General features: G+C 63.9%; 21 protein-coding genes. 3 read left to right on the top strand and 18 right to left on the bottom strand.

The window, feature by feature from the left end; all coding sequences use genetic code 11:
- Positions 1-11 precede the first annotated feature (11 nt).
- The 9 genes from fdhD to AAHM38_RS21675 form a co-directional block, all read right to left on the bottom strand.
- The gene (fdhD, locus tag AAHM38_RS21715; RefSeq protein WP_116575170.1) at positions 12-827 is read right to left on the bottom strand and encodes a formate dehydrogenase accessory sulfurtransferase FdhD; all 816 of its coding nucleotides are present in this window, start codon (positions 825-827) and stop codon (positions 12-14) included.
- Positions 824-1,069, bottom strand: a complete 246-nt coding sequence (locus AAHM38_RS21710; RefSeq protein WP_039373814.1) for a hypothetical protein — start codon at positions 1,067-1,069, stop codon at positions 824-826. The genes fdhD and AAHM38_RS21710 overlap by 4 nt, the downstream gene beginning before the upstream one ends.
- Positions 1,069-3,408: an FdhF/YdeP family oxidoreductase gene (locus AAHM38_RS21705; protein WP_009240673.1), complete on the bottom strand. Its 2,340-nt coding sequence runs from the start codon at positions 3,406-3,408 to the stop codon at positions 1,069-1,071. The genes AAHM38_RS21710 and AAHM38_RS21705 overlap by 1 nt, the downstream gene beginning before the upstream one ends.
- Positions 3,409-3,436: 28 nt before the next feature.
- Complete coding sequence (locus AAHM38_RS21700; protein ID WP_103519069.1) at positions 3,437-5,092, bottom strand: OFA family MFS transporter; 1,656 nt, start codon at positions 5,090-5,092, stop codon at positions 3,437-3,439.
- A gap of 277 nt (positions 5,093-5,369) precedes the next feature.
- Complete coding sequence (locus AAHM38_RS21695) at positions 5,370-5,846, bottom strand: Hpt domain-containing protein (protein WP_009240675.1); 477 nt, start codon at positions 5,844-5,846, stop codon at positions 5,370-5,372.
- Between the two features lie 92 nt (positions 5,847-5,938).
- Positions 5,939-9,034, bottom strand: coding sequence for an efflux RND transporter permease subunit (locus tag AAHM38_RS21690; protein WP_116575169.1), 3,096 nt, complete (start codon positions 9,032-9,034; stop codon positions 5,939-5,941).
- Between the two features lie 2 nt (positions 9,035-9,036).
- Positions 9,037-10,185 carry an efflux RND transporter periplasmic adaptor subunit gene (locus tag AAHM38_RS21685; protein WP_103519067.1) on the bottom strand — a complete coding sequence of 383 codons (1,149 nt, stop codon included), beginning with the start codon at positions 10,183-10,185 and terminating at the stop codon, positions 9,037-9,039.
- A gap of 4 nt (positions 10,186-10,189) precedes the next feature.
- Positions 10,190-11,560 (bottom strand): TolC family protein, encoded by a 1,371-nt coding sequence (locus AAHM38_RS21680; RefSeq protein WP_369812453.1) that lies wholly within the window; start codon positions 11,558-11,560, stop codon positions 10,190-10,192.
- Positions 11,561-11,717: 157 nt separating this feature from the next.
- Positions 11,718-12,119, bottom strand: coding sequence for a MerR family transcriptional regulator (locus AAHM38_RS21675; protein WP_103519066.1), 402 nt, complete (start codon positions 12,117-12,119; stop codon positions 11,718-11,720).
- 99 nt (positions 12,120-12,218) lie between these two features.
- Here AAHM38_RS21675 and AAHM38_RS21670 point away from each other — a divergent pair, with 99 nt between their 5' ends.
- Positions 12,219-12,641 carry a hypothetical protein gene (locus AAHM38_RS21670; protein WP_103519065.1) on the top strand — a complete coding sequence of 141 codons (423 nt, stop codon included), beginning with the start codon at positions 12,219-12,221 and terminating at the stop codon, positions 12,639-12,641.
- Between the two features lie 12 nt (positions 12,642-12,653).
- On the opposite strand, the gene AAHM38_RS21665 is transcribed toward AAHM38_RS21670, so the two are convergent.
- From AAHM38_RS21665 to AAHM38_RS21630, 8 genes are all read right to left on the bottom strand, one after another.
- Positions 12,654-13,070 carry a BON domain-containing protein gene (locus AAHM38_RS21665; protein WP_009240681.1) on the bottom strand — a complete coding sequence of 139 codons (417 nt, stop codon included), beginning with the start codon at positions 13,068-13,070 and terminating at the stop codon, positions 12,654-12,656.
- Between the two features lie 61 nt (positions 13,071-13,131).
- Positions 13,132-13,602 carry a DoxX family protein gene (locus tag AAHM38_RS21660; protein ID WP_103519064.1) on the bottom strand — a complete coding sequence of 157 codons (471 nt, stop codon included), beginning with the start codon at positions 13,600-13,602 and terminating at the stop codon, positions 13,132-13,134.
- A complete protein-coding gene (locus AAHM38_RS21655; protein WP_116575168.1) occupies positions 13,599-14,357 on the bottom strand; it encodes an HvfC/BufC N-terminal domain-containing protein in 759 nt (252 codons plus the stop codon). Before AAHM38_RS21655 ends, AAHM38_RS21660 begins: the two co-directional genes overlap by 4 nt.
- Positions 14,344-15,213, bottom strand: a complete 870-nt coding sequence (gene bufB / locus AAHM38_RS21650; RefSeq protein ID WP_116575167.1) for an MNIO family bufferin maturase — start codon at positions 15,211-15,213, stop codon at positions 14,344-14,346. The genes AAHM38_RS21655 and bufB overlap by 14 nt, the downstream gene beginning before the upstream one ends.
- Before the next feature lie 22 nt (positions 15,214-15,235).
- Positions 15,236-15,502 carry a BufA1 family periplasmic bufferin-type metallophore gene (locus AAHM38_RS21645; protein WP_027679010.1) on the bottom strand — a complete coding sequence of 89 codons (267 nt, stop codon included), beginning with the start codon at positions 15,500-15,502 and terminating at the stop codon, positions 15,236-15,238.
- Between the two features lie 221 nt (positions 15,503-15,723).
- Complete coding sequence (locus tag AAHM38_RS21640) at positions 15,724-16,254, bottom strand: DNA-binding protein (RefSeq protein ID WP_116575166.1); 531 nt, start codon at positions 16,252-16,254, stop codon at positions 15,724-15,726.
- A 122-nt stretch (positions 16,255-16,376) separates the two neighbouring features.
- On the bottom strand, positions 16,377-16,643 hold the full coding sequence (locus tag AAHM38_RS21635; RefSeq protein ID WP_116575165.1) for an H-NS family nucleoid-associated regulatory protein: 267 nt from the start codon (positions 16,641-16,643) through the stop codon (positions 16,377-16,379).
- 157 nt (positions 16,644-16,800) lie between these two features.
- A complete protein-coding gene (locus AAHM38_RS21630) occupies positions 16,801-17,703 on the bottom strand; it encodes a DMT family transporter (protein ID WP_116575164.1) in 903 nt (300 codons plus the stop codon).
- Between the two features lie 134 nt (positions 17,704-17,837).
- Between AAHM38_RS21630 and AAHM38_RS21625 the strand changes: the two genes are divergently transcribed.
- Positions 17,838-18,290 carry an Lrp/AsnC family transcriptional regulator gene (locus AAHM38_RS21625; protein WP_116575163.1) on the top strand — a complete coding sequence of 151 codons (453 nt, stop codon included), beginning with the start codon at positions 17,838-17,840 and terminating at the stop codon, positions 18,288-18,290.
- Between the two features lie 11 nt (positions 18,291-18,301).
- On the opposite strand, the gene AAHM38_RS21620 is transcribed toward AAHM38_RS21625, so the two are convergent.
- Positions 18,302-19,465, bottom strand: coding sequence for a cystathionine beta-lyase (locus AAHM38_RS21620; protein WP_116575162.1), 1,164 nt, complete (start codon positions 19,463-19,465; stop codon positions 18,302-18,304).
- Positions 19,466-19,571: 106 nt separating this feature from the next.
- Between AAHM38_RS21620 and AAHM38_RS21615 the strand changes: the two genes are divergently transcribed.
- Positions 19,572-20,048: an Lrp/AsnC family transcriptional regulator gene (locus AAHM38_RS21615; protein WP_116575161.1), complete on the top strand. Its 477-nt coding sequence runs from the start codon at positions 19,572-19,574 to the stop codon at positions 20,046-20,048.
- Positions 20,049-20,215: the final 167 nt, after the last annotated feature.

Here is a 20,215-nt window from a genome sequence, read left to right as displayed (position 1 = left end):
CGTTCTGTGCGTTACGCAAACCGCGTCACGCTATCGCCTCGGCAGAACGCCAGCAGCGTCAGCCGGCCGACCTTGGCGTGGCGGATTGCGAGTGAGGATGGCGCGGAGATCGTTGCCAGCAGCGGCACCTGCAGTTGAACGCACTTGCGCGCCAGCTCGAAGCTCGCACGACTCGTCATGACGATAAACCCGTCCGAGGGGCGGATGCCGAGCCGAGCCAGCCGGCCGATCAGCTTGTCGAGAGCGTTGTGGCGACCCACGTCTTCCAGCGCATGCAGCGGTGCGTTGCCGTCTGAGGGCACCCACCCTGCGGCATGCAAGCCACCCGTGAGCGCATTGGCCGGCTGATGCGCCGTCATCGCCTGCATTGCATCCAATACCTGCGTGTCGGCAAGTGATGCCAACCACGCGGGTGGCACAAGCGGTTGCGGCGCATCTTCAAAAGTCTGCAGGCTTTCAATGCCGCACAGCCCGCAGCCGGTCGGGCCGGCCAGCGCGCGACGGCGTTCCTTCAACCGCACGAAGCAATGCGAAGCAATTTCAGCGTGTACTTCGAGCCCATGCGGATGCGTTTCCACATCTGCGCCCCGCCAATCGGCGCGACTGTCGATGATGCCTTCTGACAGCGCAAAGCCCAGCGCAAAGTCTTCCAGGTCGGCCGGCGACGCCATCATTACGGCATGCGTGATGCCGTTGAAGACAAGCGCGACCGGTGCCTCATCGGCGACGGCCGTGGAGGTGTCTTCTTGCGCACCGGTGCGTGTGCGTTTCGTCGCGTTAGTGGACACGACGGGCAAGCCGGCGGGGTGGCGGGGTAGCAATGTCATGCAGTGAAATGAGGCAAAGCGCGGCCGGCATCGAGCAGCACGATGAGCCAGCGTGTGTCGTCCATGGCAACGCGCAACAGGCCGGCGTCGGCCAGCGGATGCAGCGCGCGCAGCACTGTGCTGGCGCGCTCGCCCACGCGCTTGGTCAGCCATGGTAGCGACACCGGCTTGCCGGCGTCGGTCTCGCGCAATGCGGCCAGCAGCGCCAGCTGCAGCGCAGACCACGCCGGCTCTGTGGCCATCAGGCTTCGGCCGTGGTGGCCGCTTGGGTGTCAGCAGTGCGCGCGACCTGGCTCGGCACCAGCATCACCGGAATCGACTTGGATGTCGGCGTGCGTGCCTGGTCAGCCACGGAAGACAGCGGCACCAGCGGGTTGGTCTCGGGGTAATACGCCGCCAGGCACCCGCGCGGAATGTCATACGCCACCAGACGGAAGCCATCGGCGCGGCGCGTGGTGCCGTCTTCGGAAAGCGTCACCATGTCGACCCACTCGCCGTCTTTCATGCGGACCGTGTGCAGGTCTTCCTTGTTGATGAAGACCACGCGGCGCTGGCCGAACACACCGCGGTAGCGGTCGTCCATGCCGTAGATGGTGGTGTTGTACTGGTCATGCGAGCGTACCGTGGCCAGCGTGAAGACGGTGGCGTCGGCATGGCGCTCGCGGGCGCGGTGGACCGGGGTATCAGTCGGCACGGCATGCGCGTGGAACTCCGCCTTGCCCGACGGCGTGTTCCAGACACGTTCCGACGCGGTGTTGCGCAGGCGAAAGCCGCCCGGTACGCGAATCTTCTCGTTGAAGCCGGCAAAGTCGTCGAACACAGCTTCGATGCGTTCGCGGATGCGGTCGTAATCTTCGACCAGCCAGCGCCACGGGATGGTGCTCTCGGGCAGCGTCGCCTCGGCCAGGCGTGCCACGATGGCCGGCTCCGAGAGCAGATGCGGAGAGGCCGGCGGATTGATGCCTGCCGACATGTGCACCATGCTCATCGAGTCTTCCACCGTCACCCCTTGCGCGCCGCCGGCCTGTTGGTCGACCTCGGTGCGGCCAAGGCACGGCAGGATCAGCGCAGCCTTGCCGTGCACGATGTGGCTGCGGTTGAGCTTGGTGGTCACGTGCACGGTCAGGTCGCACTGGCGCAGGCCCGCCCATGTGGCGGCGGTGTCGGGCGTGGCTGCCGCGAAGTTGCCGCCCATGGCAAAGAACACGCGCGCGGCGCCTTGCTGCATCGCTTCGATGGCGCCGACGGTGTCGTAGCCATGTTCGCGCGGCACTTGAATGCTGAACACCTTTTCCAGCCGATCCAGGAATGCCGGCGCGGGCTTCTCATAAATGCCCATCGTGCGATCGCCCTGCACATTGCTGTGGCCGCGCACGGGGCACGCACCGGCACCCGGGCGCCCGATGTTGCCGCGCAGGAGCAGCAGGTTGACGATCATCTGGATCGTCGCGACTGAATGCTTGTGCTGCGTGATTCCCATGCCCCAGCACGCGATGACGCTGCCGGCTTTGATGTACGTGTCGCCCGCCTGGCGGATTTCGTGCTCTGGCAGGCCCGATTCGGCCTCGATGGTCGCCCACGACTCCGCGCGCACGTCAGCGGCGAAGGCGTCGTAGCCGCCAGTGTGCTGGGCGATGAAGGCGTGGTCGATGATGGCGGGCTCGCCGCGGCTGCGTGCCGCGTCGTCACGCTCGATCACGTGTTTGATGATGCCCTTGACCGTCGCCAGGTCGCCGCCGATGCGCACCTGGTGGTATTCGGTGCTAATGCGCGTAGAGCCCAGCGTCAGCATTTCGATCTTGCTCTGCGGATCAGCAAAGCGCTCCAGCCCGCGCTCACGCAGCGGGTTAAACGACACGATGCTTGCGCCGCGCTTCGATGCCTCGCGCAACTCGCCGAGCATGCGCGGGTGGTTCGTCCCCGGGTTTTGCCCGAAGATGAAGATGGCGTCGGTCTTGGTGAAATCGTCGAGCGTGACGGTGCCTTTGCCGACGCCGATGCTGGCCCGCATGCCCGTGCCGGAAGGCTCGTGGCACATGTTGGAGCAGTCGGGGAAATTGTTCGTGCCATAGGCGCGCACGAACAACTGGTAGAGGAAGGCCGCCTCATTGCTGGTGCGGCCCGAGGTGTAGAAGATCGCCTGGTTCGGATCGGGCAGCGCACGCAGGTGCTGCGCGATCAGCGCGAAGGCGGCGTCCCAGTCGATCGGGACGTATTTGTCGCTGCCCGCGTCGTAGACCATCGGGTGCGTCAGGCGGCCTTGATCTTCCAGCGCGTAGTCCGACCACTCGGCCAGTTCGCGCACGGTGTGCTGCGCGAAGAACTCCGGTGTGGTGCGGCGCGACGTCGCTTCGGCAGCCACGGCTTTGACGCCGTTTTCGCAGAACTCAAAGGTGGAGGCGTGGTCGCGATCAGGCCAGGCGCAGCCGGGGCAATCGAAGCCATCGGGCTGGTTGGCCGACAGCATGGTCTTGGCGCCCTTGGCCGCGATGCCCTGCGACAGCAATTGATGCGCAACACTTTTGAGCGCACCCCAGCCACCGGCCGGGTGACGGTAGAACTCGATCTTCTGATGCTTCATGGGTGGCGGGGCAGCTTTAAATCACGGGTCAGGAGAAGAGAACGGCAGCTTTTTGGAGTGTAATCCAAATCCCCCAGCCCAACGGCAGGCCCACGGCGGCCCAGGCCAGCACCACGGCTACAGCCGAACCCGGATGCGCCTGCCATTCCAGCGATGTTTCCGGCGCAGCAACCGACGGCGTTGGGCTCTTGGTTGCCGCAGCATGTCGTTGCTCGTCGAGCTGCGCTTCGGTCATGAAGTGCTTCGCGTTGACAGGGCGCACCAGCAGGTTGCAGATGAAGCCGAGGATCAGCAGGCCGGCCAGGATGATCATCGTGATGTCGTACACGGCTGCGCGTTCCACGCCATGGGCGATCTGGTATTCGCGCAGGTAGTTCACCAGCACGGGGCCCAGGATGCCGGCCGTCGACCACGCCGTGAGCAGCCGGCCGTGGATGGCGCCCACCATTTGCGTGCCGAACATGTCAGCCAGATACGCCGGCACGGTCGCAAAACCGCCGCCGTACATCGACAGGATCACGCAGAAGGCCAGTGCGAACAGCGCGATATTGCCCGTGTGCGACGTCCACGGAATCGACGCATACAGCACGAAGCCGAGCACGAAGAAGACCGCGTAGGTCATCTTGCGGCCCAGGCGATCCGAGAGCGACGCCCAGAAGAAACGGCCGCCGATGTTGAACAGGCTCAGCAGACCCGTGAAGCCCGCAGCGATGGCTGCGATCTGGCCCTTTTGCGCGGCGGTCAGGTCCATGAACGACGTCGTCACGCCCAGCAGCTTGCCGCCAAACACTTCCTGCAGCAGTGGCGAGGCCATGCCCAGCACGCCAATGCCGGCTGATACGTTCAGGCACAGCACGCCCCAGATCAGCCAGAACTGCGGCGTCTTCAGCGCTTCGTTTGCGTGGACATGGCGTTGCGTGACCATCGCGTCCTTCGCCTTGGCCGGGGAGGGTGTCCAGCCTGCCGGTTTCCAGCCCGTGGGCGGCACGCGGTAACCCAGCGCACCTGCCATCATGAACACGAAATAGATGCCGGCCAGCACAATGAAGGTTTGCGACACGCCCACAGATTCGGGCGTTGCAAACAGCTTCATCAGGCGGTCAGCCAACGGGGCGCCGATCATCGCGCCGCCGCCAAAACCCATGATGGCCATGCCCGTGGCCATGCCACGCTTGTCCGGAAACCACTTGATGAGCGTCGACACGGGCGAGATGTAGCCCAGCCCCAGGCCGACGCCGCCGATCACGCCCGAGCCCACCCACAGCAGCCACAGTTGGTGTATCTGGATGCCCAGTGCGGAAATCAGGAGCCCGCCGCACCAGCACACAGCCGACACGACGCCAGCCTTGCGCGGGCCAACGCGTTCGAGCCAACCGCCCCACATGGCAGCGGATGCGCCCAGGAACACGAAGAACAGCGTGAACATCCAGCCCAGGCTGGAGACGCGCCAGTCGCAGGTGGTGGTGAACAGCTCGGCGACCAGCGAGACATCGGCGCCGCATGTGAGCGGCTTGGTGATGCCCAGCGCGCGGCCGAGCGGCAGCCAGAAGACGGAAAAACCGTAGGCCATGCCAATGCACAGATGGATGGCCAGTGCGGCAGGAGGAACCAGCCAGCGGTTGAAGCCAACCGCGGCGACGGTGCGCTCGCGCGAAAAAAATGGATGCAGGACTGCTTCGGACATCGAATCCCCCCGGATAGGTTGAGCCCGCGTTGTGACGTACGTGGTGAAACGGTGCGGCCGCGCCGGTCATGGCCGGTGCGTGCCAGCCAGCTGCAGTTGGAATGCGCCGACGTTGCCCGCGAAAGATAGTGGGGTAGTCTGTTCTAGATCAATAGTTGTAGTCACCCGTTGTATTGCGAGTTACGCAACGTACAACCTAATCGCTTAATTTATGTGACTGAGAACATAAATAGCCGGGGGGTTATTCAAGCGATGTGCGGCGCAGGGTGGCGGACGGTCAGCTCGCAACCGCAGCGTCTGACCACGGGCAGCCGCTTGCCTGCTGGCGGAATTCACTCGCCAGCGCGCGCAGGCAGGTGAGGGCGGATTGCATGTCTTCCACACGCTGCTGATACGGTCCGATGCTCTGCGCTGCGCGCTCGATGCGGCGGGCGGCATCGCCAATCGCCTGATGCCCAAGCATGCGAGCAGAACCGACGATGCGGTGCGCCGCTTCAACGATCTGTGTGTCTTCGCCGCCGCGGATGGCGTTCGCCAGGTTGGCGAGATCCTGTTCCACCGTCTCACAAAATAGATCGACGATAAAACGCCATTGCTGCAGATCGGTACCAAACAGCTCGGTGAGCGTAGTGATGACCTGTGGCGGGAATTGTGCGACGACGCTGGCGGAGACGTTGGACGTGAGGTGCATGGTGGCGGTGCGTGCGGTGGGAATCAGAGATGCACTCTGCTCGCCTCGTCCACGCGTCGCCATGAGATTGGTCCGATTCTGGTGCGAGCCCAAAGGAAAACGGGCGCACCGCCGGTGAAGCGATGCGCCCGTTGCGCTTTCAGCACATGCGCAGGTTAAGGCAGCATGGCAGCAGTTGGATTGACGTCCGAATCGCGCGGGGGCGGACGACGATGGCGGTGCGCCCACGTGAAGACCACCGGCAACACCAGCAGGGTCAGGATCGTCGTTGTGACCATGCCGCCGACGATCACCAGCGCCAGCGGACGCTGCGCTTCCGAGCCGATGCTGTGCGAGAGCGCCGCCGGCAAGAGGCCCAGGCCGGCCAGCATGGCGGTCATGATCACCGGGCGCAGACGCAGCGCGGCACCGTCGACAGTGGCTTCCCGCACGTTTTCGGATTGCGACAGACGGTTGACGTACGAGATCAGAATCACCCCGTCCTGGATGGCGATGCCAAACAGTGACAGGAAGCCGATCCCCGCTGAAATCGACAGCGTCTCATTTGCGATATGCAGCGCCAGCAACCCGCCGATGGCGGCAAACGGCACATTCAGCACCACCATCAGTGCATCCTTGAAATTGCCGAACGTGCTGTACAGCAGCAGGAAAATCACCAGGATGGTCAACGGCACGATCACCATCAGCTTGCCTTGGGCGACCTTCATCTCGTTGAACTGGCCATCCCACTTGACGGTATAGCCCTCGGGCAGTTTTACGCTGTTGCCCACCACACGCTGTGCCTCGTCCACGGCACCGCCCAGGTCACGGCCGCGCACGCCGAACTTGATGGCGATGTAGCGCTTGCCTTCCTCGCGGTAGATGAAGAACGGGCCGTCGGTCATTTCCACCTTGGCGATCATCGACAGCGGAATGTGCTGCCCATCGGGCGTGTCGATCAGCAGCTCACGGATAGCGTCGTACGATGCACGTGCCTGCTGGTTCAGCCGCACCGCCAGCCCGAATGATTTTTCGCTCTCCAGGATTTGCGTGACCGGGGCGCCGCCAATGGCGTATTGCACGAGGTTCTGCACGTCGCTCACGTTGATGTTGAAGCGCGCAGCCGCCTGGCGGTCGATCGAAACGTTCAGTGTCGGCTGACCCAACTCGCGGAAGATGCCCACGTCTACCAGTCCCTGCACCTTCTTAAGCTGCGCCTGGATTTCGTTGGCCTTCGCTTCGAGAACGTTGAGATCGTTCCCGAACAGCTTCACCGAGTTCTCGCCCTTGACGCCGGACAGCGCCTCGTCAACGTTGTCTTGGATGTACTGCGAAAAGTTGTATTCGATACCGGGAATCTTCTCGAGGTGCTTGGACAGGCGTTCGACCAGTTGTCCCTTGGTCATGCCCTTGGCCCATTGGTCGGGCGGGGCGAAGTAGAGGCCGTACTCCTGGTTGAACACGCCGGTGGAGTCGGTGCCGTCATCCGGACGTCCGATCTGCACGGAAACCTTCTGGATTTCGGGCTGCTTGGTGAAGTACGTGCGCAAGTCGTTGGCCACCGACGCGGAGTATTCCAGGTCCACCGTGTTGGGCAGCGTAATGCGCAGCCACAGGTTGTTCTCTTCCAGCGTGGGGAGGAACTCCGTACCGAGGAAGGTGGCGCTGTACAGCGTCAGCAAGAGCGCCGTAATGGCCGTGGCAAAGACGGTCATCGGGCGGGCAATGAGCTTGCGCAGCAATGGTTTGTACCAGCGCAGAATCGCCGCTATGAACGCCGGCGAATGCGGATGCAGCGTCTTGCCGAAGACGAACGACGTGGCCGCCGGCACGAACGTCAGGCTGAGCACGATCGATGCCATCAACGCAAAGCCCATCGTGAACGCCATCGGCTTGAAGATGATGCCTTCCACGCCGCCGATGAAGAACAGCGGCGAATACGCCACGATGATGATGCCCGTAGAGAAGATCATCGCGCGCTGCACTTCGTTGGTCGCCTTGACGATCGCGTCTTCGAGCTTCTCGGCGCCTTCTTCGAGGTGCCGCATGATGTTTTCCATCACGATCACGGCCGCGTCGACAATCACCCCAAAGTCGATCGCCCCGAGCGAGATCAGGTTGGCCGGCACATGGAAGTGCTCCATGCTGATGAACGAGACGCACAGCGCCAGCGGAATCACCGCCGCCACCACAGCCGCCGCCCGGAAGTTGCCCAGGAAGACGAACAGCACCGCGAGCACCAGCGCGATGCCCACCACCAGCGTGTGTTCGACCGTGCCCATCGTGATGTCGAGCAGCACCTGGCGATCGTAGAACGGCTTGATCTGGACGCTCTTGGGCAGGATGCCGTTGTTCAGCTCCGCCACTTTTTCGCGCACCTTGGCCAGCACTTCGGTGGCGTTGGCGTCGCGCTTGAGCAGCACGATGCCTTCCACCACGTCGGGCTGGTCGTTGTATTGCACCTGGCCCAGACGCTGCACATTCCCGACTTCCACTTCGGCTATATCGCGCACGCGGACAGGCACGCCATTGTTGGCGGTCACCACCACGTTGCGGATGTCGTCGACCGTTTGCAGCAGGCCGACGCCGCGCACGACGAACTGCTGCTCGCCATCGCGCAGCAGGTTGCCGCCAGTGTTGTTGTTGGCGTTGCCGATGGCCGTGATGAGCTGTGACAGCGTGATCCCGTATGACAGCAGCTTCGCGGGCGAGGGAACGATGTGGTACTCCTTCACTTTGCCGCCGAAGGAGCTGACATCGGCCACGCCCTGCACGTGCTTGAGCCCCTTGGAGATGTCGTAGTCCTGGTAGCTCTTGAGCGTGGTGAGGTCGACGCCATCGCCCACGAGGCGGAAACGCATGATTTCACCGGTCGCGTCCGAGTCGGGGCTCAGCGACGGCTGCACGCCCGTCGGCAGGTTGGCACTCGCCAGATACTGCGAAAAATTCTGCCGCGCCTTGAAGCTATCGGTGCCTTCCTTGAACTTGAGCGTCACCACCGACAGGCCGAACAGCGATACCGAGCGGAACGACTGCACGTCCGGCACACCAGCCAGCGCGTTTTCGATCGGGATGGTGATCTGCTGTTCGACTTCGGTCGTGCTGCGGCCCGGCCATTGCGTGATGGCCTGCACCGAGAGCGGCGCCACGCCCGGATACGCCTGCAACGGCAACTCTTTGAATGAGAGCACGCCGACCACCAGCAGAGCGATCGCCAGAAAGACGATCAGCAGCCGGCGCTTGAGAATGCCCGCGATCGGGTTGAACTGCATGCTCAAGCTCCTGCCTTCACGATCATCTCGTTGAGCAGTGCGGCGCCGCGCACCACGACCCGCGACGAGGCATCCAACCCTGCCGTGACGGCAAAATTGCCATCCGTGCCGGTGTCCTTGCCGCGCACCTCCACACGCTTGAAATGCGTGGCATCGCTTTGCACGATCACGTAGTAGCCGCCGTGGTCTTTCACCAGGGCGGACTTCGGCACCACCGTGGCCTGACCGCTGCCCGTCTGGATGCGCGCCGTGGCGTACATCTCCGGGCGCAGCAGCCCGTCGGTGTTGGGCACGTCGCAGCGTACCGTCAGCGTGTGCGTGGCGGGGTCGATATTCGGGGCGATGAAGCTTACGCGGCCCGTGAACTCGCGATTCGGATACGCCGCCGTGCGCAGGGAGATCGGCTGGCCGATGCGCACGCTGGCAATGTCGTTCTCATACACGTTGCCGGTAAACCACAGCACACGCGTATCGACGATGCTCATGAACGAGTCGCCCACGTTCAGGAAGGCGCCTGGGTCCATGTTGCGCTTGACGATCGTGCCCGAGATGGGTGCGCGCAGCGTCAGGTGTTCAGCCGGTGTGCCGCGCTTGGCGATCTGTGCCACATCCGCATCGGACATGCCCAGCACGTGCAGGCGGCCCGCGGCGGACTGTACGGTGGCGTCTGCATCTTCCAGCAGATCCTTCATGTTGGAGCCCTTGAGCTGGCGAGCAGTATTCAGTGCCAGCAGGTATTCCTTCTGCGCGGAGATGAAGTCGGGTGCGTAGAGCTCCGCAATGGGCTGACCTTCGCGCACCAGCGCCCCTTCGAACTGCAGGATGTGATCGAGCCGGCCGGCCACGCGCGCGGAGGCAAGTTTGGTCAGCTCGGCGTTGTACGCGAGCTTGCCCGGCGTGGACAGCTCCACCGGCACCGAAAGCTGACTGACCTGCGCGACCTTCACCTGTTGGGGGTCGAAGCCGCCGGAGGGCATTTCTAAAGAGTCGGGTGCCGGACGCGACGCGGCAGCCGGCGCAGAGGCCGGGCCGGCAGCGGGTTTTGCAGTCTCGGCCGGCTCGGCGGCAGGCCACTTGCGTCCGACCACCACGCCTACAGCGAGGGCTGCTGCCAAGGCGATCACAGCAACGACAGGAGAGAACTTCTTCATGATGTTATTGAGCTTGAACCGGCGAGCGGCCGGTGGCCGCGAGCAGCGCGTGATAGGCCTGCAAGGCCGTGGCCTGTGCCTGGGCAACCGACAGTTCGGCGTTCTTGAGCGCGCCTTGGGCGGTGAGCAGGTCGTTGAAATCGGCGTTGTTGCTGGCGTAGTTGGTCATCGTGACGCGATAGGCCGCCAGCGCCTGCGGCAGTTGCCGCTGCTTGTTGAAATCGAGCTGCGCAAGCGTCTGGCGCAGCGTGTTGTAGGCGGTATCGACGGCCAGTAACGTCTGCTGGCGCACCGACACATCGTTCGCCTCGGTGGCAATCTGGCTTTCCACCGCCTGGTTCACGCCGTACTTTTCCTTGGTCAGGAACCAGAACGGGATGATCACGTCCAGTTCGATCTGGTAGCTGTTCGGGCGCACGCCATACGGCGGGTTGTCCGTCGTGACGGTGGCAATGACCTGGAAGTCGGGCAGGTAGGCTTTGCGCGCCAGCGTCACGCTCTTGCGCGCCGCGTCCATCAGCTCGGCCGATGCCTTGATCGACGGGTGCTCGCGCAGCGCCTGGTTTTCCAGTTCGGGCAGCGGTTCATCCGGCAGGCGTACAGCCTCGTCGTCTGCCCGCAGCACGAGGGGGAAGCTCGGATCTTTCCCGATGAGCGTGTTGAGCGTCTGCAGCGTGCTGTCGTACTGGCGTTGCGCGGCAAACAGGTCGTTCTGTGCGCTGCTCTGCATGACCTGCGCGTTGAGGAAATCTGCGTAGGCGGCGGCGTTGTTGGCGTAGCGCACACGCGTGATCTGCTTGACCTGCTCCAGGCGCGTGATGGTCAGCTTCTGCACGTCGATCTGCTTTTGCAGCGCAATCGCCTGATAGTACGTGGTGGAAAGCTGCGCATAGAGCTGCAGGTACAGCGCGTCATTCTGCGCGTTCAGGGACTCAGCCTGGCGATCGGCAATCTCGGCCGCCAGCGCTTTTTTACCCGGAAACGGGATCTGCTGCGTCAGGTTGTACTGGCTGCCGCCCGCGCGGTTCACCGCCAGAGGGAATCCCTTGGGGATGCTGTTCCAGATATAGCCGAGCTGCGGATTGTTGGGCGACGCAAGCTGCGGCGGTATGGACTTGGCCGACAAATAGTTATGGCGTCCCTGGATCAATTGCGGGTTGTTGCCTTTCAGCTCCTGCAGCAGTTCGACCAGGTTGAAGCCGGCGCCCGTCACGCCCGGCACGGAAGGCTTGATGGGCGGCATGGTGGCGACCGGCATGCTGGCCGCAGCCGGCGCCGATGCCGGCGTGGCTGCCCAGGCAGCGGCAAATGGCAGGCAGGTCACCGCGCACAGCACGGCCCTCGCCCGTAAATGGAATGCACCCCGATGTTTCACTGCAGCAGACTCCCCCTTGAGACGGGAGCGTTTTTACCGACGCGAACTTTCAAGCGCCTTTCACGGCTCAGCAAGCTGTCAGGATCGGGGAAAACGCAAAAACCCCGCCCAGCAGCGCCAGTCTGCGACAGTTATATGACAAGACATGATGACCGTCTCAGGCCGGTGCAAGTGGACATGCCATGCCGACGCGCGTGGCAAGTGCGTCTCGCATGGCCTGCAGGCTTGCGATGCGGGCATCGATCATGGCCAGTTTGTCGCGCAGCAACGCGGTGACGGCGGCATCGGTGTCGGGTTGCTGCCACACGTGCGACATGCCTTCTTTGATTTCCGCCAGTGTGAAACCCAGCTGCTGGGCCGTGCGCACGTATTGCACCAGTTCTACGATTTCGGGCGGATAGGCGCGGTAGCCGTTGCTCCGGCGCCGCGCTCGGATCAGGCCGCGCGCCTCGTAAAAGCGCAAGCCATCCCGCGAGACGCCGGTTGCAGCCGCCAAGTCGCCGATGGACAGGTCGCCGGCATGCGCATTGGAAATGGGAGCGGGAAGAGCGGCAGGCATGGTGGTTTGGGAGGAGGGATACGGTCGGCGGGCTTGACCTTGGAGCGTACACCAAGCTTTAGCGTGGCGACTCCTTCACTTCACTTCTGGAGTTTCCCCATGGTTTCCGAATCGACCTTCCTGCGTATCGTGCGGACCAGCGCTTGGTATGACCTGATCATGACCGCGCCGTTTGCGACGCCGTGGACGTTCGCGCTGTTGCATCAGGCGCTCAGCGCATTGGCGCAGGCGCTGGGCATCGGCAGCTTGCCGGCATTTGAGCCAACGCATCTGCTGATGGCCAATCTGATGGGATCGGTGGTGTGCGTGTGGTCGGTATTGCGCATCCGACGGCCAAGTGTGGCGCTGGGCCGGTATGACGCCGTGGCGCGCGGGCTGTTTGCGGCGTGGCAGGCGTACGCCCTGGCATCGGGCGCGACGCTGCTGCTGGTGCCCTTCCTGATCGCAGAGATTGGCTTTGGGCTGCTGCAATCGCTGCCCGTGGGCCGCCTGCTTGTGCGAGCAGGCGCGCGGGCGGCGTAAGCGCTTGGCAGTTCAGCGCGCGGCCGGGGCGCTGGCCGGTGCCTCGGGCGGCAAGCCGGCCGGGATGTACGGGCCGCCGCCCAGCACCTGCATGCGCGAGAGCACGCGCAGCTGATTGTCGAGCTTGGCCGGGTCAACGAAGCGTTTGACGTCTTCGCCGGCGCGGCGAGCCATTTCCGGGGTATCGACCCAGCCCGTCAGCGTGACCTTGCCGTCGGGGTTGGATCGGATGCGGATCTGGCGCGTGCTGAGTGCCGTGTCCTGGTCCAGCGCCGCCTTGACCTGGTACGAGAGCAGCGAGTCGTCGAGCATGCGCGCGCCGGAAGCGGTGGAGCTATCACCCCAGGCGCAAGCGGTCAGAAGTGTTGTGGCACCGATTGCAGCCAACACACCGGCCGAGGCTGCGAAGGACAACTGAGGGAAGCGCATCGATACTCCTGAAGAGAGGACGACAAGCCGACATCATAAGCCCGCCGCCCCCGCAAACGGCTTAACGCCTGCGGCGCTGCCAAAGGGTCTGCGCCGCCAGCCAACCCGGTCCCACCGTTGCCACGAGCGCAATCAGCACGCCCCACACGAAATGAAATTCAATGGCCGATGCCGACAGATTGGCCCAGTACGACACCGCCGCCACCACGTTGACGAAGAACAGCCCGGCAGCTGCCAGCCTCGGTACGATGCCGGCCAGCATCAGAGAAGGGAAAACCAGTTCGCCGAACGTGCCGAGCGCTGCTGCCAGTGCGGGCGGCAACAGCGGCACTTTGTATTCTTCGGTGAAGAGCAGCACGGTTGTGTCCCAGTCGTGCAGCTTGGTCAGCCCCGACCGGAAGAACACGTAGAAGAGATACGCGCGCGCGATCAACAGGATGATCGAACAAAGCGTGCTTTGCGGACCGGCAAGCCGGTCGAACGTCGCGCGCAGCCGTGTAAGCGGCGCAAAAGTCGGGCTGAGGGTGTTCATGGCGTGTCTCCAGTAGACAAGGTTGTTGGGCAGGCAGACAGTGCGAGCAGCCCCGAGAGATAGAGGCCGGACAGGCATGCAGTCAGATCAAAATCCGGCCGCTCGGCCAACGTGATTTCGAGCGCGGCCTGAAGCGACGTCCCAGCTTCGCAAGCGGCCAGGAACGCGGCGGTCAGCGAATCAAGGTCGAGCACGGCAACGCGGTGCCCGCGCACGGCAATCGCGGCGGCTTCGCCGACGCCCAGGTCGATTGCATTGAGCGCGATGGTTTCACCGGGCTGGTGCGCGCGCCAGATCGACACCACGGGCCACCGCGACGCCACCCACTGCGCCCCCTCGACCAGCCCCGCGCGGATGGTGTCGGCAGGCTGCGCGAGCAGGGTGGCGTCCGCCGCTTCAACGTGGGCGTCCGGGGCGTAATGCGCCCAATGCACGCACCATTCCAGGCGCGCGACATCGGCCAGATAGGGCAGGCTGTGTGCCAACGGCGATTGCGCAATGACATCCGGCAGCGCATTGCCATAGCGATGCAGATTGGGCGATGTAGACGCCTGTACGGTCATCGTGTCGCGCACGAGCGCATCAAAGCAGTCGTCGCCGACGAGCGCTCGGCAGACGGGGTATGCCCCCGCCAACGCGTTGCGCAGGATTGCCAGACGCGCATTGCGGTAGATCGCGATGCCGCGCGTTACTTCGTTGTTTGCAGGGTTGGTCAGTGTGCGGATAAGGTGCGCTTCCCACTCAGGCAGTCGCATGGCGTGGCTCCTGGATGGGGGCATTGGCATGACGATCGAGCGTCGCCTGGGCACGTGCCGCTTCCTCCAGCAACACCTGCACGGGCGGCAGTTCGGCGTCCCATTCGATCAGTGTCGGGCGTGCGCCGTGCTTGGCAATCCACGTGTCGTACAGCGCCCAGACGGGCGCATGGACGGGCGCGCTGTGCGTGTCGATCAGCATGCCGTCTTCCACGCTGAAGCCCGCCAGGTGAATCTCGCCGACCAGCGCCGGGTCGATATCGGCCAGTACCGATTCGACGGTCACGCCATGGTTGACGCTGTTGACGTACAGATTGTTCAGGTCCAGCAAGATGCCGCAGCCCGTACGCCGGGCGAGGGCGGTCAGGAATGCACCTTCGGAGACGGCGTCGTCGGCGTCGACCAGCGTGCGGCAGTCGATGTACGCGGCAATGTTTTCGATCAGCAGCGGCCGCTTGAGGATGTCCTGGGCGCGCATGACGTTGGCGCAGACAACATCCAGCGATTCGCGGGAGTAAGGCAGCGGCAGGAGGTCGTTGACGACTTGTGCGCCGCTGCGGTTGAAGCACAGGTGCTCGGAAATGGCGGCGGGCGCAACGGCGTCGGCCAGGGCAGCGATGGCGCGGACGTGCTCGACGTCAAGCCCATCGGCATTGCCGAGCCCCATGCCCACGCCGTGCAGGCTTACCGGCTGGTGCTCGCGCGCGGCCAGCAGTGCTGCACGTGCCGGGCCGCCATACAGATAGTTCTCGCTGTGCACTTCCGCCCACGGGAAACGGGCTTGCCCGTGCAGCAGGGCGGGGAAGTGCGGGGCGCGCAGGCCTGCACCGGCGCAGGTTGGCAGAGCGGTCTGCATGGCAGTCACCCGGCGTCGCGCGTTACTTGGACGCAGGCTGCATCGTGCCGCCCATCTGCGCGCAGGTGCCGGCCGGCACGTACTTCCACGACATCGGGTCTTTGTCGATCTTCGACTGACCCGCGCAGGCGTGGGCACTGCCGGGGCTGGCGCAATCGTTCTGACCGGCCTTGGCAACGCCGTAGCACTTTTCCTTGCCTGCAGCATCGGCGGCCTGGACAGGCGTTGACAGTGCGCCCAGCGCGAGCAGGCTACCCAGAGCGGCGGCGATCATGGCGTGTTGTTTCATGTGTGTTCTCCTTGATTGAACAGGTGTCGTTGAACGGCTGGCAGGGCGAAATCCCTCGCCGTACGGTGCACTGCGGCATCGCGCAGATGTGTTCCGTGCACCTTCGTCGGCGCATGGCTGCGTTCCTGACACGGAGAACAACTTTTTTTTGATTTTTTTTCGAGACGGTCCAAAAAAAAAGGCGGCCTCGATCGGCCGCCTTCAGATCGGACAGGAAAAATTTACTTGGCGTGGGACGCGCGCGTGCGGGCTGCCTTCTTTGCGGCAGCGGAACGGCCTGCCGCGCCCTTGGTGGCGGCGCCTTTCTTGGCCGCTGACGAGCGCTCGCTGCTCGAGCGCTTCGACGCCGCGCCGTGTGCCTGCTTGGACAACGATGATTTGGACGCCGCCGAATGGCCTTCCTTCTTCAGCGTGCGCGTTGTGGTTTTACTGCGCTTGGCCGTGGATTCCTTGCTCGCACTGGCGTGGCTGCCGGTTTTGTTGCCCGTCTTGCTGCCGGCCTTGACATCATGTTCCGCCTTCTTGCGGGTGGAGGCCGATGCCTTGCCTTCCCCCGGCGGCTTGACGGCGACGCCAGAGCGGCGTGCCTTCGATAGACCAATCGCAATGGCCTGCTCGGTGTTTTTCGCACCGTGCTTGCCTTCGCGGATGTGATCCATCTCTTCCTTCACGAAGTTGCCCGCCTGGGTCGAGGCGGCTTTGCCGTGGCGCTTGTCGGCGCGCGCACGTTCTACGGTTTTGCGTTCCGGCATGGTGACGTCCTCCGTTGAGTTGGAGCGCCGGCCGGGAATGCAGTGAGTCAACTCATGGATCAACGAACCGGCAGCGCTTGCGTCTACGGCCACGCAACCGGCGTACCTGCGCTGCCTGCGCGTCAGCCCACGCGGAAATGCTCGATGCTCTGTCCTGCGTTGACAGCGCGTTGGAGCCAGTCCGGCATGTCGCCGGAGCCGTCCCAGTGCTGGCCGTCAGCGCTCATGTAGACCGGGCCGATAGGCGCCGCTTGTGGGGGCGGAGGCGGAGCGTCAAAGCAACCCTGCGCCTGCAGGTCTTCGATAGACAGGCCGTACATCTGCATCTGTTCCAGGATCCAGGCGATCGCATTTTCGCGACCCGGCTCCGGCGGGTGACCTTCCTTCATCTTGTACGTATGTTTTGGGGTTTCTGTCCGCTGGGTGCCAAAGGGAGAGAGAGGCAGGCGCAGGGCGCGCCGGGCGCCAGCGGAAAACGCACAAGAATAACAGCAGTTGGGCCGCCCATTCGTGTTGCCGGTGGGGCGGCCTATTGCGCGTATTGCGTTATTTGGAAACGGGAGATTCGGCCTGCGCCCGCAACCAGCGATACGGCGACCACCCCAGATTCATGCCCGCCGCCGCCAGCAGGATCGCGCCCGCACCCAAAAACTGCGCGAGCTGCAACCGGTGTCCGAACGCGACCATGTCCACCCCGATTGCAACGATCGGATAGATGAACGACAGCGACCCGGTCAGATGCGTCGGCAGCCGCTGGATGGCGCCATAGAGCAGGATGTACATCAACCCCGTGTGTACCACGCCCACCGTGACCAGCATCACCCACGCATGTGGCTCGGCCGGCGGATGCGACAGCTTGGCCAGTGGCGCCAGCATCAGCACGCCCACACACACCTGGATGAGCGCGATCAGATGCGGCGGCGTACCGGCCAGCTTCTTGATCAGGAGCGCGGCCACCGCATAGGCAAACGCCGCGCCCAACGCCATCGCAATGCCTGTCAGGTAATCGGTCCCCGCGCTGGCGGTTGGGCCCACTTGCACGATCGACACGACGCCGATAAAGGCGAGGGCCAGCCATGTGAGCTTGGCCGCCGTCAGTTTTTCCGACAGAAACAGCGCGCCAAGCCCCACCAGCATGAAAGGCTGTGTGTTGTAGACCGCCGTGGCAATCGAGATGGATGCGCGCGGATACGCTGCAAACAGCAGCAGCCAATTGACGACGATGGCCACGCCACCCAGCGCGGCAATGCCGGCGCGCTTCCACGTGATCGCGCCACGCAGCAGCCCCAGCCCTGCGCATACCGCCAGCAGCGTCAGCGCGCCGAACACGCAGCGCCAGAACACAACGTCGGCCACCGGCTGGCCGGAGCGGACGACAAACCAGCCGATTGTCCCGGAGATGATCATGGCGGCGGTCATCTCGACCGTGCCGCGCATCTTATCGTTCATGCGAACCACCTTGAGCGTTGGATGCAAGAAGGATCGCATGAGGATGGCCTGACTTCCATTGCTTTTCTAAGGCAAAATCCACGTTGCTTCTCACGAAATAAGGCGAAACGCCGGAACGGACCACGGAAGGAAAAATGAACGCGATCGACGCCCTGGACCAACGCATTCTTGACGTCCTGTTGACCGATTCCCGCATCTCGCTCAAGCAGCTGGCCGAGCAGGTCGGGCTGTCGTCCCCCAGCGTGTCGGAGCGCCTGCGCCGGCTGGAAGAGCGCGGCGTGATCCGCAACTACACCGTCGACATCGACCCGGCGGCGCTGGGTTATACGTTGCAGGCCATCGTGCGCGTGCGGCCCATGCCGGGCAAGCTGCATATCGTGCAGCAACTGATCGAAGAGATTCCGCAGATCGGCGAATGCGACAAGGTGACGGGCGAGGATTGCTTCATCGCCCGCCTGTATGTGCGCTCGATCGATCAGCTCGATGAGATTCTCGACCGCGTGGCCTATCACGCCGAAACCAACACTGCCATCGTCAAGGCGCAAACGGTGAAGCGGCGCGCGCCGCCGTTTGCCGCCCCTGACTGACGTGCCGGCCGCTATGCGGTGACAGCGGGCTCCTGGATGGCAGCACGCGCCATGGCTTGCCGCAGATCGGCGATCAGGTCTTCTGGCGCCTCCAGCCCGACGTTGAGCCGCACCAGGCGACCTCGATAGTGATGATTCGGCCGCGCCAGATCCGGATAGGGCATCACCAGGCTGCTCGTGCCGATCCGGAACATGCGCAGCGCATCGATGAACGCGCTGACCTGCTCGGCCGAAACGCTTTCCTGAAACACCACTGAAAACACGCTCGTTGCGCCAGTAAAGTCGCGCTTCCAGAGTTCATGGCCGGGGCATGACGGCAGCGCTGGATGCAGCACGGTGGCAACGCAATCCTGCAGATGCAGCCAGCGCGCCACCGCCAGCGTGGAGGCTTGCAGACGCTCAAGGCGCAGCGCCAGCGTTTGCAGGCCACGCAGTGCCAGGCTGCAATCGTCGGGCGAGGCGCCCATGCCCAGGTCGGCAAACGCGCTGCCCACCCGCTCGAACATTGCCTCCGAATTGACTGAGACCGAGCCGAGCAGGAGGTCGCTGTGACCGCCGACATATTTGGTCAGGGCTTGCATGCTGATGTCTACGCCGTGCGCGAAGGCGTCGAAGTACACGCCGGCCGTGTACGTGTTGTCGAGCGCTACCGGCACGCCGCGCGCATGCGCCGCGGCCACGATTGCCGGCACGTCCTGCACCTCCATCGTGACCGAGCCGGGGCTTTCAGTCCAAACAAGTGTGGTGTTCGGACGGATGAGCCCCTCGATGCCCGCGCCGATGAGCGGGTCATACGTTTCCACTTCGATGCCCATGCGTTTGAGCAGGCCGGCAGCCATGCTCCGGCTGGGCCCATACGCGCTGAACGGCACCAGTGCGTGGCTGCCGGCGCCGCAGCACGCCAGGTAGATGAGCGCGATGGCAGCCTGCCCGCCGGGCACGATAAAGCTGTGGCGGGCGCGTTCCATTTGCGCAATCCGTGCGCCGAGTTCAACGGCGGTCGGTGTGCCGTAGAGGCCGTAGGTATAGCCGTGCTGCGCATGGCGCCAGTCGTCCACAACCTGCGCCGCGTTGTCGAACAGCACGGTTGAACCGCGGTAGACGGGTGTCACCAATGATCGGAAGCCGCCCGGGGCAAGCGTTTCCGGGCTGACGAGCTGGGATTGCCAATGCATGGGATGCGGCTCCGCGAGCGATAATGACGAAATGCTATGTCACGCGCGGGAAGCAATTTCCGCTAATCTGGCCGGCCACACGCAAAAATTTCTCACCAAACCGGCTATGGCCCCTCCGAAACCGCTCGAACTCGACGCATTCGACATCGCCATCCTCAACGCCGTGCAGCGGTGCTACACCACGCCGCTGCGCGTGATCGGCGAGGAAGTCAATCTATCGACCGCCGCGGTGCAGCGGCGCATCAAGCGAATGGAGGAGGCCGGTGTCATCGTCGGCAACGTGGCCGTGGTGGACCCTGAGCGGGTCGGCAAACCCATCACCGTGATTGTCGAGGTGCACGCCGAGCGCACCAATACCGCGGCCGTGGCGGCGCTCAAAAAAGCACTCTCCGGCCCCGAGGTGCAGCAGTGCTACTACGTGACGGGCGAGGCGGACTTCGTCCTCATTCTGAACGTGGCGACGATGACCGAATACGAAGCCCTCGCCCGACGCCTGTTCGACGACAACGACAATATCAAGTGGTATCACACGGCCGTGGTGCTCAACCGCGTGAAGGTGGGGCTCGAAGTGCCGCTGGGCTAGCGACGCGTGCCGTTCCACCGCCTGCACAATGCGTCAATACGGGGATGAGGCTATAGTGCCGCAGCGCTGTGCCTGATAAGGTTCGCGCGCCATAACACGTACGCTGGCACGACCGGCGTCCTTGAAGGTACCAAAGGAGCTCCTATGCAGAATTGTATGGACCGGGG

The organism is Ralstonia sp. OTU4908, assembly GCF_038440115.1.
Taxonomy (GTDB): Bacteria; Pseudomonadota; Gammaproteobacteria; order Burkholderiales; family Burkholderiaceae; genus Ralstonia; species Ralstonia pickettii.
Note: the sequence above shows the minus strand (reverse complement) of the source record. Positions and strands in the feature narration are given on the sequence as shown.

Coding starts and splice junctions, on each gene's coding strand:
- fdhD (WP_116575170.1), bottom strand. CDS start 827: ATGACATTGCTACCCCGCCACCCCGCCGGCTTGCCCGTCGTGTCCACT.
- AAHM38_RS21710 (WP_039373814.1), bottom strand. CDS start 1,069: ATGGCCACAGAGCCGGCGTGGTCTGCGCTGCAGCTGGCGCTGCTGGCC.
- AAHM38_RS21705 (WP_009240673.1), bottom strand. CDS start 3,408: ATGAAGCATCAGAAGATCGAGTTCTACCGTCACCCGGCCGGTGGCTGG.
- AAHM38_RS21700 (WP_103519069.1), bottom strand. CDS start 5,092: ATGTCCGAAGCAGTCCTGCATCCATTTTTTTCGCGCGAGCGCACCGTC.
- AAHM38_RS21695 (WP_009240675.1), bottom strand. CDS start 5,846: ATGGCGACGCGTGGACGAGGCGAGCAGAGTGCATCTCTGATTCCCACC.
- AAHM38_RS21690 (WP_116575169.1), bottom strand. CDS start 9,034: ATGCAGTTCAACCCGATCGCGGGCATTCTCAAGCGCCGGCTGCTGATC.
- AAHM38_RS21685 (WP_103519067.1), bottom strand. CDS start 10,185: ATGAAGAAGTTCTCTCCTGTCGTTGCTGTGATCGCCTTGGCAGCAGCC.
- AAHM38_RS21675 (WP_103519066.1), bottom strand. CDS start 12,119: ATGCCTGCCGCTCTTCCCGCTCCCATTTCCAATGCGCATGCCGGCGAC.
- AAHM38_RS21670 (WP_103519065.1), top strand. CDS start 12,219: ATGGTTTCCGAATCGACCTTCCTGCGTATCGTGCGGACCAGCGCTTGG.
- AAHM38_RS21665 (WP_009240681.1), bottom strand. CDS start 13,070: ATGCGCTTCCCTCAGTTGTCCTTCGCAGCCTCGGCCGGTGTGTTGGCT.
- AAHM38_RS21660 (WP_103519064.1), bottom strand. CDS start 13,602: ATGAACACCCTCAGCCCGACTTTTGCGCCGCTTACACGGCTGCGCGCG.
- AAHM38_RS21655 (WP_116575168.1), bottom strand. CDS start 14,357: ATGCGACTGCCTGAGTGGGAAGCGCACCTTATCCGCACACTGACCAAC.
- bufB (WP_116575167.1), bottom strand. CDS start 15,213: ATGCAGACCGCTCTGCCAACCTGCGCCGGTGCAGGCCTGCGCGCCCCG.
- AAHM38_RS21645 (WP_027679010.1), bottom strand. CDS start 15,502: ATGAAACAACACGCCATGATCGCCGCCGCTCTGGGTAGCCTGCTCGCG.
- AAHM38_RS21640 (WP_116575166.1), bottom strand. CDS start 16,254: ATGCCGGAACGCAAAACCGTAGAACGTGCGCGCGCCGACAAGCGCCAC.
- AAHM38_RS21635 (WP_116575165.1), bottom strand. CDS start 16,643: ATGAAGGAAGGTCACCCGCCGGAGCCGGGTCGCGAAAATGCGATCGCC.
- AAHM38_RS21630 (WP_116575164.1), bottom strand. CDS start 17,703: ATGAACGATAAGATGCGCGGCACGGTCGAGATGACCGCCGCCATGATC.
- AAHM38_RS21625 (WP_116575163.1), top strand. CDS start 17,838: ATGAACGCGATCGACGCCCTGGACCAACGCATTCTTGACGTCCTGTTG.
- AAHM38_RS21620 (WP_116575162.1), bottom strand. CDS start 19,465: ATGCATTGGCAATCCCAGCTCGTCAGCCCGGAAACGCTTGCCCCGGGC.
- AAHM38_RS21615 (WP_116575161.1), top strand. CDS start 19,572: ATGGCCCCTCCGAAACCGCTCGAACTCGACGCATTCGACATCGCCATC.